9 protein-coding genes, 1 pseudogene and 1 other annotated feature are annotated in these 11,296 nt (G+C 62.9%); of the genes and pseudogenes, 6 read left to right on the top strand and 4 right to left on the bottom strand.

Translation table 11 applies throughout. From position 1 onward, the window contains the following. Positions 1 to 1,221, bottom strand: a 1,221-nt coding sequence (locus C725_RS15565) for a FecR family protein (protein WP_200858622.1), incomplete at its 3' end; no start/stop codon positions are given. 202 nt (positions 1,222 to 1,423) lie between these two features. Here C725_RS15565 and C725_RS14785 point away from each other — a divergent pair. Further along, complete coding sequence (locus tag C725_RS14785; protein ID WP_008603978.1) at positions 1,424 to 3,079, top strand: POTRA domain-containing protein; 1,656 nt, start codon at positions 1,424 to 1,426, stop codon at positions 3,077 to 3,079. A 43-nt stretch (positions 3,080 to 3,122) separates the two neighbouring features. Here the strand turns inward: C725_RS14785 and C725_RS14790 are convergent, their stop codons facing one another. Beyond that, positions 3,123 to 3,983: a universal stress protein gene (locus tag C725_RS14790; protein ID WP_243442769.1), complete on the bottom strand. Its 861-nt coding sequence runs from the start codon at positions 3,981 to 3,983 to the stop codon at positions 3,123 to 3,125. Next, positions 3,983 to 5,467, bottom strand: a complete 1,485-nt coding sequence (locus C725_RS14795) for a SulP family inorganic anion transporter (protein ID WP_008603980.1) — start codon at positions 5,465 to 5,467, stop codon at positions 3,983 to 3,985. The genes C725_RS14790 and C725_RS14795 overlap by 1 nt, the downstream gene beginning before the upstream one ends. Positions 5,468 to 5,558: 91 nt before the next feature. After that, positions 5,559 to 5,612: a sequence feature (sul1 is cis-regulatory element that is thought to sense ions involved in sulfur or methionine metabolism; They are found in Alphaproteobacteria), on the bottom strand. 388 nt (positions 5,613 to 6,000) lie between these two features. On the opposite strand from C725_RS14795, the gene C725_RS16980 reads away from it, so the two are divergent. The 5 genes from C725_RS16980 to C725_RS14820 all read left to right on the top strand — a co-directional run bounded on the left by C725_RS16980 (position 6,001) and on the right by C725_RS14820 (position 11,050). Further along, entirely contained in the window at positions 6,001 to 6,624 is a 624-nt protein-coding gene (locus C725_RS16980; RefSeq protein WP_078056333.1) for a Csu type fimbrial protein, read from the top strand. Further along, positions 6,554 to 7,072, top strand: a complete 519-nt coding sequence (locus C725_RS14805; RefSeq protein ID WP_008603981.1) for a spore coat protein U domain-containing protein — start codon at positions 6,554 to 6,556, stop codon at positions 7,070 to 7,072. The genes C725_RS16980 and C725_RS14805 overlap by 71 nt, the downstream gene beginning before the upstream one ends. A 15-nt stretch (positions 7,073 to 7,087) precedes the next feature. After that, positions 7,088 to 7,813, top strand: coding sequence for a fimbrial biogenesis chaperone (locus C725_RS14810; protein ID WP_038283724.1), 726 nt, complete (start codon positions 7,088 to 7,090; stop codon positions 7,811 to 7,813). Between the two features lie 73 nt (positions 7,814 to 7,886). Further along, positions 7,887 to 10,106, top strand: coding sequence for a fimbria/pilus outer membrane usher protein (locus C725_RS14815; RefSeq protein WP_160165738.1), 2,220 nt, complete (start codon positions 7,887 to 7,889; stop codon positions 10,104 to 10,106). Further along, positions 10,094 to 11,050 (top strand): Csu type fimbrial protein, encoded by a 957-nt coding sequence (locus C725_RS14820; RefSeq protein ID WP_008603984.1) that lies wholly within the window; start codon positions 10,094 to 10,096, stop codon positions 11,048 to 11,050. Before C725_RS14815 ends, C725_RS14820 begins: the two co-directional genes overlap by 13 nt. 11 nt (positions 11,051 to 11,061) lie before the next feature. On the opposite strand, the pseudogene C725_RS16580 reads toward C725_RS14820, so the two are convergent. Then, positions 11,062 to 11,296: pseudogene (locus tag C725_RS16580) on the bottom strand (carboxypeptidase); the annotation flags it as partial.

Raw genomic sequence — 11,296 nt, forward strand, 5'->3', positions numbered from 1 at the left:
ACCATTGCCATTGCCCGGCGTGTCGGGCTGGCCGCCACCATTGCCGTTACCCGGCAGGTCCGGCTTCCCGCCGCCATTGCCGTTGCCCGGCAGGTCCGGCTTCCCGCCGCCATTGCCGTTGCCCGGCGTGTCGGGCTGGCCGCCACCATTGCCCTCATCCGGCATTTCCGGACTTACGGGGGGTACCTCCGGTGCGACCGGATCGTCGCCGCCACTGTCGCCCTCATCGGGTGCGGTCGGCTCTGCTGGAGGCGCCGGCGGTTCGCTCCCACCCGTATCCTCCCCGCCCGGTAGGGTGTCGCGCACCACCTGTCTGGTGGTCGCAGCGTCCACCGCCGCGATCTGCACCGGAGAGGCGGAGCCCGACGGCTGCGCGACCTCCGTGACGAGGCCGTCCGTGACGTCTGCTATATTCGTACGAGGCGAGGAAATGGCTCTGCGAATACGCGGCGAAACCGTACTTCTTGTCGTCCCCGCTTCGCTGACGCTCGTGGACGCTGACGCGCTCTCCGCGCCGGCCGTCTCGACGGTTTCGCCCTGCTGACCGACAGTCTCCCCGCCGTCTTCGTCTGTAGCGGCGGCGTCTGCCGGCGTCTCGCTGTCCGCCTCCGCCGACGGCTCATCACCTTGCGCGTCGGCTGGCGTATCCGATGCCGGCGCCGGAGGCGCATTCGGATCGAGCACCTCGACCGGCCCACCGGTTCGCGCAACCGCGATCTCGCCAGGCGTCAGCAGCACCGAGGACAAGCCGTCCAGCGCCTCCACGGACACCGATCCCTCCGTCACTTGAACGGACGCCTCCCCGTTGTTCACCGTGACGGAGAAGTTCGTGCCCTTCACGACGGCGGCGAGATAGGGCGTACGCACCTCGAAATGCGGTGTGGCTTTCTTTTCGATCTTGAACAATGCGGTGCCAAGATCCTGCAGAATCTGGCCAAAGGATCGCGGGTTTCCTGCTTCGGGCAGGCGGAGCTGCGAGCCCGGCGCCACGATCACATATTCCTCACCCCGCGTCACGACAGCGCGCCCGCCCGGCCCCGTACGAAGCATGTCGCCCGGCTTCAGGAGCGTTCCGCGCTGGGTCGGCTGCTGTTCACCGCTTCCCCTTGCGACGATGACGTCGCCCGTGACCTCGGTAATCTGCCAATCCGGGGCGGCCAGCGCCGACGCGCTCCACGACAGAAGAACTGCAAGGAAACCGAAGAGACGTGCGAAAATCATGCGGATGCGTCCTGCGTTCGAAGCGAAAGCACCATCCGGACAGTCGGACGGCGATCATCGCACGGCATCACACGCCCTTCGTTAACTCCCCGTATCGACATGAGGTTAACGGCTCTTCATACGAAATATTCCACGCTCTCAATAATTTGTTAGAGGGTCGTTTCTAGGTTCGGGCACAGGATTTTCGTTCTGTGGAGTGTTCATGCTGCGTTTCGCCAAAAGCCTTCCCATGGGGCTTTTCAGCTTCCCTCTAATCAGCGTATTCGCTCCCGATATCGCTTCCGCTCAAAACCCGGCGGCGCTCAACGCTGCGCGCGTCGAAGAGGGCCTAGCCGACGTGGAGGAGCAGATCGACGTCGGTTCAGAGCCCGCTCGGCCTGCGGACGCCGCCCCGGATGTCCGGCCGTTTGTACTCAGCGGCGTACAGATTGCGGGGAGCGAGGGGCCGGTGCCGCCGGCCGTAACGGCCGCATATGAACCCTATCTTGCGACCCTGGTGGGGCCGCAGGACTTGCTCGATCTGCTCGGCGCTGTCACCGCCGCTTATGAATCCGCCGGACATACAATGACCCGTGTCACGATCCCGCCGCAAGCCGCGCGAGGCGGCATTCTGCGCCTTCAGGTCGATCAGGGACGCATCGGGGAGGTGCGCATCACGCGCGGCGACGAGGCCGCCCCGGAATATGACGCCTTCTTCAGCTTCGCATCCGCCGACCGCCCGTGGGACGCCAGCCGTCTCAAGCATGCGGTCCTCATGCTGGAGGATTTGCCGGAGGTCGGCGAGGTGAATGCGCAGTTGGTTCCCGAGGCCGCGAATGCCGGCCTTTACGCGCTGGAGGTGGACGTCACGCAGGAGGACGCCGACAATTTCCTCGTACTCGACGGCTATGGATCGGACTCGGTCGGTCCGCTTCGCGCCTATGGTCTGTTCTCGACCAACCGATTGCTCGCGCCCGGGGACGAATGGAAACTGCGTATCGCCACGGTGCCGGATCGCCCGCAGGAGTTCGTCACCGGTGCGCTCGATGGAGAATTCGCTCTGGGCGGCGGTGGCGACCGTATCGGGTTCGATATCGGCGCCAGCCGTATCGAACCGGGTGGCGTCGACGGCACGGGACGCAGCGTGCGCGGCGGTGTCCGGTTCGAAACGCCGCTCGGGCGTGAACGCCATAGCGGCACCTGGCTGACGGTTGGTCTAGACCTGCGTGACAACAAGTTTGAACGCGACGGCCGCATGTCGCGAAAGGACTCCATCCGCGCTGCCCGCGCCGGCGTTTATTCCTACCGCCGAACGCGCGATGCGCGTATCCGCATGGATGCAGTCTTGAGCCAGGGGCTTTCGGTCCTTGGCGCGACCGAGGCGGGCGAAGCTCTCAGCTCTCGCCCCGATGCTGAACCGGGCTTTACGACGCTTCGCGTCAACGCCGGCTATCGCCGCGAACTCAGCGCCAACTGGCAACTCGATCTGGACGGCACAGGGCAGCTGTCCAGCGGCCCGCTTCTGTCGTCGGAGCAGTTCTTCCTCGGCGGCGCGATCCTCGGTCACGCCTATGATGACGGCGACATTTCCGGCGACGACGGCATCGGCGGCAGCATCACGATCAGCAACACCATACCCGTCAGCCAGGGCCGGGATTACGTGATCCTCTCAGCCCTCGCGGAGGCGGGCATGGCCGATTATCGCCGCATCGACGGCCTCGCCGCCCAATCGCTTTCCTCCGCCAGCCTGGGTGCACGTTGGCTGACGGGCGATCTGGACCTGGGCGCGGAACTCGCGATCCCGCTACATATCGACAGTCCCTTCGAAACCGACAGCGACGATATCCGCTTCCGCTTTCGGGCCATCTACCGGCTCTGAACAGGGGATTGCGCGAGCGTCTCAGGCACGGCGCGCGCCCCTATCACCGCACCAACAGCACCGGCGCCGTGACCGTTCGAACCATCTCGCTCGTGGTGCTGCCCACGATCATCCTGCGGATCGGCGAATGGCCATAGGCACCCATTAGCAGCAACGCGCTCTCGCGCGCCGAGACGAGGTTCGGAATGACCTCCTCGGCCTTACCGGCCTCAAGAACCGCGTCGACCTGACGTCCCGGCGCGATCCTTTCCACTGCCCGGTCGAGCTGCTCCCGCTTCGCATCGGCATCGGCGATCACGATCGTCACCGGCAGCCCAGCGAACAACGGCGAGTTGGCAAGCCGTTCCAGCGCGCGCTCGGCGGCAGGGCCGGCATCATAGGCGAACACAATCCGGCGCGGCTCGGCGAAGCTGCGCGAGGCGACAAGTACGGGCTTCTCGCTGGCTCGGACGACGCGCTCGATCTTCGATCCGATATGGTCGCTGGCGAACTCCTGGCTCGCGCCGCGTTTGCCGATCACCACCAGGCGTGCCTCCGTCTCACGCTCCAGGATGGTCTCGACGATGCCGCCGTGGCGATGAAGCGTCACGACGTTTACCGCCCCCGCTTCGCGCAGCATCGTTTCGCCTGCGGATAAGAGCGCACGGCCGCGTTCGATGTCGATCCTGCTGCTTTCTTCGGACAGCCTCACCAGCTCGTCCATCAGCTTGCCCTTGACGCCCAGTCCGATCGCCCCGGACAGGTCGCGCCGAGCCGTTACCGGATCCGGGCGCTGAACGACGTGCAGCAGTTCGACCGGCAGCCCCAGACGCCCACTCGCCCACCCGGCATAGCGGCAGACGCTCTCGGCGTAGCTTGAGGCGTCGATTGCGGCGAGCACGTTATGCATTGCTTTGTCTCCCATCAGTGCCCGCCCATCTTCGCCTCGGCGCCTGCCTTGTCGTGAACGGCATAACGCTCGATCATTGTTGCGCTTGCCGGATTGAGGCCGACGACCTCGACCGAGGTGCCTTCGCGGCGGAATTTCAGGATCGCCTTGTCGAGGGTGCCCACCGCAGAGATATCCCAGAAGTGCGCGCGCTCAACGTCGATGACCACCCGGTCGAGCACTTCCTTGTAGTCGAAGGCCTCGACGAAGCGGTCGGATGAGGCAAAGAACACCTGCCCCTCTATGCGGTAGATGCGTGTACGCCCGTCGGCCGACAGTTCGCTCGCCACGGTAAAGAGCCGCCTCACCTTGCTGGCGAAGAACAGGCCAGAGAGGATCACGCCGGCCAGAACGCCCCGGGCAAGATCATGCGTCCAGACCACCACCACGACGGTGACGATCATCACGACCGAGGATTGCCAGGGATGATGGCGGATGTCCCGGATCGAGCGCCAGGAAAACGTGCCGATCGAAACCATGATCATCACTGCCACCAGCGAAGCCATCGGGATCTGCGCCACCAGCGGGCCGAGAACGAGCAGGAGGAACAGCAGGAAGACGCCGGCGACGAAGGTCGAGAGCCGCCCCTCGCCGCCCGACTTCACGTTGATGACGGACTGGCCGATCATGGCGCAGCCGCCCATGCCGCCGAGGAAGCCGGTGACGAAATTTGCGATGCCCTGACCTTTCATCTCCTGCTGCTTGTCCGACGGCGTGTCGGTCAAATCGTCGACGATCTGCGCGGTCAGCATGGATTCAAGCAGGCCAACCGCCGCCATCGTCGCCGAATAGGGAAAGATGATCTGCAGCGTCTGGAAGGTGAACGGCACGTCGGGGATCAGGAAGGCCGGGAGCGAAGAGGGCAGCTCGCCCATGTCGCCAACCGTGCGCACGTCCATCCCAGCGTAGATCACGATCGAGGTCAGCACGACGATCGCGACCAGCGGCGATGGCACGGCCTTGGTCAATCGCGGGAAGAGGTAGATAATCGCGAGACCCGCCGCGACCAGCACATAGGTCAGCATCGGAACACCGGTCAGCTCGGGTAACTGCGCCATGAAGATCAGGATCGCCAGAGCGTTGACGAAGCCAGTGATAACCGAGCGCGACACATACTGCATCAGCAGGTGAAGGCGCAGGAATCCGGCAGCGACCTGAATCACGCCCATCAGGATCGTGGCAGCGAAGAGATAATCGATCCCGTATTCGCGAACCAGCGGCAGCACGAGGACCGCCACCGCGGCGGTCGCGGCCGAAATCATTCCGGGGCGACCGCCAACGAGCGAGATGATCACAGCGATGGAAAAGGACGCATACAGGCCGACTCGCGGATCGACACCCGCGATGATCGAAAAGCCGATCGCCTCGGGAATAAGCGCGAGCGCCACGACGATCCCGGCAAGTATATCCCGCCGGGGATTGGAAAGCCATTCGCGCCTGAGCGCGGACATATCGAACATGTGAACCCTCACACGACTCACAGGCCGGCACGACGCTGGAAGCGCCGCTCAGCAACAATCAAAATGCCGCCTTATAAGAACCGGTCTGAAAGGTTGTCCCGGGGATAGGCGCCGGGCCGAGCCACCCGGCGCTGCCGGGTCCGATGAATGGCGTCCCCATACCGCCGAGCCTAAGAGGCCGCAAGTGCCGTGCTGGACAATCCGGCGACCGCGCCTGCGCAGTGAAACCGCGGCACTGCACTTGTTGTCGTGGAATGCACCGGTACGCAGCCGGAACATACCCTCTGTCTGAACCGCCGATCAATCCAGACGAAGCCGGAAACCCCTCTTTAGCGCCAAATAAGGCACCCTTTCTCATCATGCTCTATGATTCGAAACTCAAGAATAGACACGTTCGTTACGGATACGTACTTATGCTTCATACATAAGCTTTGTATATCATAAGCAATATGCCGCAATAAACTGGCACATTAACGGAAACTTTATTGAATCTGCAATATATACGTACTCCCTATTGATTTGGATACGTGACCATGAGAAGTTTCCTTTTGCGCCATATTGGATGTTATTCTGCCATTCTGGTTATATCCCAAGTATCGTTGTCGCCGGCTCTTGCGGGATCCTTAAGTGGGACCGTAAATGTTTCGCTGAATGTTTCGGCCGCTTGCGCCGTCAATGGCGGGACCGCGACCACCGGCTCATTGGGCCAATTGGGCGACATTACATTCACCGCGCAGCCCGGAATCTTCGGTGATGTCGACGCTGTCCTCGTCCCTTCAGCCGGCGTCGAAGGCATCTCGGTTCTTTGCTCCCCTGGGCTGGCACCTGCCTTGACGATCGGTTCCGGCGCGAACGACACCGACAATCTGCGCCACATGGCGTCCGGCGAGCACGCCGTCGCCTATCGGCTGTTCACCGACGCCGCCCGGACGAACGAGATTGCGATCGGGCAGCAAATCAGTCTTGGAACAGCGACGAGCACCGCCTTCACGCAGCCGATCTATGCGCGAACGAATAGCGGGGGGGCGGGTGCTGGCAGCCGGCACCTATGTGGACACGGTGCAAGTCACGCTCAGCTGGTGATGTATGGCGCTGCTCGTTCGCCGGCTCGTCGCTGCAGCGTTCGCTCTCGGCTTACCGGCGACCGCGAGCGCTGAACTTGCAAAACTGTTCACGGTCTCGGCCTCGATTGCAAATGGCTGTTTCGTCGAGACGGGGGCTGCCGGCGCGTGGGGTGCGATCAATCTGGGTTCGCTGAACGGCGTTACGGGCGGGACGGCTGAAGCCGAACTGCTTCTGGGCCAGAAGGCCGGTCTGCAACTGAACTGCACGCCGGGCACGACGACCACGGTTACTGCCGATCTTGGGGCTCATCCCTCCGGAGGTCAGCGGCGGATGGCGCATATGGGTACGGGTCAGACCATGATCCCATACCTCCTTTTCGCCAATGGCGCGTCAACGCCTTGGGCGGGTGAAGGAATCTCGATTTCCTTTCCCGCCGGCACGTCGCGGCAGACGCTACTCCTGCGGGCAACCACCGTCCTTTCGAAACCGGTCGCCGCCGGCAGCTACAGCGACACCGTGCGCATCACCGTAAGCTGGTAGGCCAGGGAATATTGAATGTTCAAATCACTTCTTCACGTTCTGGCGACCGGTTCGGCCTGCTTACCCGGCGCTGCGCTCGCAGGAGCGGTGGTGATCTGGCCAGTGGATCCGGTCATCACCGCGGACCAGAACGCATCCGCATTGTGGCTCGAAAACAAGGGCCAGGACCCGATCACGCTGCAGGTGCGTGCGCTGCGATGGCTGCAGTCTGGCGGTGAAGAGGTCCACGAGCAGCAGAACGATATCGCCGTCAGTCCGCCTATCGCGGTGGTGGAACCTGGTGATCGCCAGCTTGTACGTGTCGTTCGTCGCGGCACTGTCGACCGCTCGGCGCCGCAGAAGAGCTTTCGCCTTCTCATCGACGAATTGCCCGCGCCTGCCACCGAGGATGGAGATGCGGCGGAACCCCGGGCGCAGATCGCCGTACAGATGCGCTATTCGCTTCCCCTGTTCGTGTACGGAGCGTCACTTGACGCAGCCAAGCCGGAGCTAACCTCCCGGATCGAGATGGCGAATGGCAAAACTTACCTCGTGATCAAGAATAATGGCGCCGGTCATGCGCGTCTTTTGGATCTTCGTACCGCCCGCGCCGGCGCGAATACTATGCTTATTCCTGGTCTGGTCGGCTACGTCCTCGGCGGCGCCTCGATGCGTTGGGAACTCCCATTGGAAGAGCCCACGACCAGACCCTTCATCGTGAACCTGAACGGACACGACGTGACTCTGGCGACGAGCGCCTGAGCGCCGAACCGCGCAATGTTCGATGGGCTACGCTCGTTACATACTCCTATTTCTCTTTGTTGTCGGTTGCTCCGTGACGGCTGCTGCCGAACAGCCGGCGATTGCACCCTTGTACGTTGAACTCGTCGTCAACGGGCAGGCCACGGGAGACTTGGTGGAGCTTCGCCTGGATGGGGCGCACGAATATGTCGACATCTCGATTCTCAGACGCGCGGGCCTGAATATTGGCGGCGCAGGCGAGATCGACCTGACGCAGGTCGAAGGCGTTTACACGCGCTATGACGCCGCGAACCAGACGCTTGCACTCGATATTCGCCCTGATTTGCTGCCTGTTCAGCGGCTTGCGGAAAACGGCGTTCCCAGCATCGAAAGCGAGGCGGGAACGGGCGTCACGCTAAATTACGATCTGTATTTGCAGCACAGTGAAAACCGCTCCGAAGCCTCGCTCTGGACCGAACAGCGGCTGTTCGGCTCAAGAGGGTCGCTGTCCAATTCCGGCATCGCAAGAACCTCTTCGCGGACCAGGGCGAGATACTTACGGTACGACACACGGCTGATCGCCGACAATCCGGACCAATCCCTGTCCTACGCAGCGGGCGACCTGATCACGCGCTCCCTTCCCTGGTCCAGTTCAGTCCGCCTGGGCGGATTGCAGATCGCCAGGAATTTCCGGCTGCGACCCGATCTCGTGACCGTGCCGCTTCCCCGCTTCAGTGGAATGGCCAGTCTTCCGTCCTCCGTCGATTTGTTCGTCGACGGATTTCGCCAGCAGTCTTCCGAGGTGAGCCCGGGGCCGTTCGTTCTGGAAGACGTTCCGGTCGTCAACGGCGCCGGTGAAGCCACGGTCGTCACGACGGACGCGGTCGGCAGGCAGATTTCGACCTCCGTGCCCTTTTACGTCTCGTCAGAATTGCTGCGACCGGGGCTTTCGGACTATGCCGCGGAAATCGGGTTCGTCCGAAAGGACTATGGTCTCAGGAGCTTCAGCTACGGTGGCATGGCCGCCAGTGGCAGCCTCCGAACGGGACTTACGCAGCATTTGACGCTAGAGGCGCATGCCGAAGCGGCACGCGGCCTGGCGCTTGCCGGCGCCGGGCTGGTCGCGGCGCCCTTCCGTGTCGGCACAGTCAACGCCTCCGTCGCCCTGAGCAGTTTCGAAGGACGGACGACGACGCAATGGTCGGCCGGATATAGTTACAGGTCGCGAAACTTCGGACTTTCCTTCCAGCACAACGAACGCGGCGCCGACTTTCGCGATCTTGGATCATTCGATCTCCGAAACATCGAACCCCGGCATGTCAGCGATCGCCTGATCGCGAGCGGTCACTTCAGGGGCATCGGCAGCTTCGGGGCGGCGTTGATCTCCGTCAGGGCCGCCGCAGAGCGCCCCGCCCGCCTGGCCTCTCTCACCTACACCCGGTCGATCGGCAGGCAGGCCAGCCTTGTCTTGGGGCTGGACACCGAATTCGAAAGCGGAAACGTGAATGCGCAAATGCGGCTCGTCATACCCTGGGGCGCGACCACGACGAGCGGCGCGGTCAGTCATTCGCCTGGTCGCGGCGGACTTGTCGAGGCAAGTCACAGCCGATCGGCACCGTTCGAGGGCGGCTGGGGCTATGACGTGGACGTCGCCGCGAACGAAGACGGCGACATTTACGGGCAGGGGAATTTGCGTCTCCGCACCGCCGTGAACGAGATGCAGCTCGGCGCGTCCACTGCCTATGGGAACACCCTTTCATGGGCGTCGACCACCGGGTCTGTCGTCTTCATGGACGGCTCCGCCTTCTTCGCCAACAGCATCGGCGAGTCGTTCGCCGTGGTGGCAACCGAGGCGGAGGGTGTGGGTGTCACCTTCGAAAATCGCTACGCCGGCAAGACCAACAGGAATGGTCACCTTCTGATTTCGTCGGTGCCGTCCTACCTTCCTGTGCGGTTTTCCCTCGATACGCTTGCTCTGTCGCTCGACCATTCGGTGGAGGCGACAGAGCGCCGAGCGGCCTTTGCAAGGGGCGCTGGCGCGGTCGTTCGCATGCCGGTTCGCAAGGCGAGGAGCATTACCGTTCTCCTCACCGATGCCGCGGGTGAGCCGCTTCCGCCAGGGGAACGCGTGACGGTGAACGCATCGCAAGATCTCCAGACGGGCTGGGACGGGATCGTCTTCATCGAGAATGCCAGCGACGACATGGTGCTCGAAGTGAAGCGCAGGAGCGGCCCCGAATGCAAGGTGAGCGTCGCGATCCCGGATGACATATCTCCACTCGCGCAATTGGGGCCGTTCGCATGCGCCGCCTAGTCTTCGCCATGATGATGATCTTCGCCGCGAGCGGCGCCTGGCACGGAGCAGCGAAGGCGGGATGCGCTGCATCGGCTGCAGGCCTCAGCTTCGGTTCCGCGCCGTCTTACGATATCCAGACGAACGCGGTTGCGACCGCCGCAGGGCTTGCCGGACTGACCTGTTCGGGCAGCTTCCTAGGCCTTCTGGGCGGCAGTTACGCCAAGGCCACCATCACCAGCAGCAATCATTTCAAATTGAGGTCGGCAGCGAACGAGCAGGTTGACTATCAACTGTCCGCAGATCCCGGCGGCACGATCGTATTTCAGCAAGGCGTCGCTCTCAACTACATGAATTCCAGTCTCCTTTCGCTTCTGGGGATCGGGGGTGGCAGCACGTTTCAGGCGCCGCTCTTCGGGCGGCTGTTATCCACGCCGAACATCGCGGCCGGGACGTACACCGACACGCTTACGGTGACTTGGGATTTCGCGGTTTGCGACGGCGTGCAGGTCACGCCCCTCATTTGCGTGCCTTCATACACAACAGGAAAGTTCACGGTCATGATAAACGTGACCATGGTCGTGGCGAACGATTGCCGTATCAGCGCTCCGAATGTCGATTTCGGCACAGCGGCGCTCGCCAGTCAGTTTCCTGCGGTGACGCAGAATATTCTCGTCGACTGTACGAAGGGTTCGGCGCCGCGAATGAATTTCACAAGCGGAAGTGCCGGGACGACGCGCCCCTGGCGAAAGATGACCGGGCCCGGCGGCAATTCGCTACAGTATAATATCTTCAGGCCGGACGGCACGACGATCTGGGAGGCGCCCCAGACACTGGGTTTCCAGGGCAGCGGAGCGCTGACTCCAAAGCAGCTCCAGACCTATTTGATCCGCGTGAACCCCGAGCAGGCGACGCCCCCCGCAGGCAGCTATTCCGATACGCTAAGTGTCGTCATCAGCTTCTAAGGACGAAGTCGCTACCGTCGCGCAGCTTCGCGCTTGATCGGGTAGACGGTCCCGCCGCTCTTCAAATGGGGTGATCGGTCGGCGAACCATTGAAGCCGCGCATCCGGATCACCGGCAAAGGCGGGATCGGCCGCTAGGCGTTCCTCGAATGCCCGGCGCAACTCCGGATCGGTCCGAAGCATCCGGTCCGCCATGGGTGCGACGATGAAGCGTTCCCTGCTGCCCCTTCGCTCCATGAGTTCAGGG

It is taken from the genome of Pacificimonas flava (assembly GCF_000342165.1).
Taxonomy (GTDB): Bacteria; Pseudomonadota; Alphaproteobacteria; order Sphingomonadales; family Sphingomonadaceae; genus Pacificimonas; species Pacificimonas flava.

Bases quoted from the DNA above. Each gene is read 5' to 3' on its own strand.
- C725_RS14785 (WP_008603978.1), top strand. From the start codon at position 1,424: ATGCTGCGTTTCGCCAAAAGCCTTCCCATGGGGCTTTTCAGCTTCCCT.
- C725_RS14790 (WP_243442769.1), bottom strand. From the start codon at position 3,983: ATGGGAGACAAAGCAATGCATAACGTGCTCGCCGCAATCGACGCCTCA.
- C725_RS14795 (WP_008603980.1), bottom strand. From the start codon at position 5,467: ATGTTCGATATGTCCGCGCTCAGGCGCGAATGGCTTTCCAATCCCCGG.
- C725_RS16980 (WP_078056333.1), top strand. From the start codon at position 6,001: ATGAGAAGTTTCCTTTTGCGCCATATTGGATGTTATTCTGCCATTCTG.
- C725_RS14805 (WP_008603981.1), top strand. From the start codon at position 6,554: ATGGCGCTGCTCGTTCGCCGGCTCGTCGCTGCAGCGTTCGCTCTCGGC.
- C725_RS14810 (WP_038283724.1), top strand. From the start codon at position 7,088: ATGTTCAAATCACTTCTTCACGTTCTGGCGACCGGTTCGGCCTGCTTA.
- C725_RS14820 (WP_008603984.1), top strand. From the start codon at position 10,094: ATGCGCCGCCTAGTCTTCGCCATGATGATGATCTTCGCCGCGAGCGGC.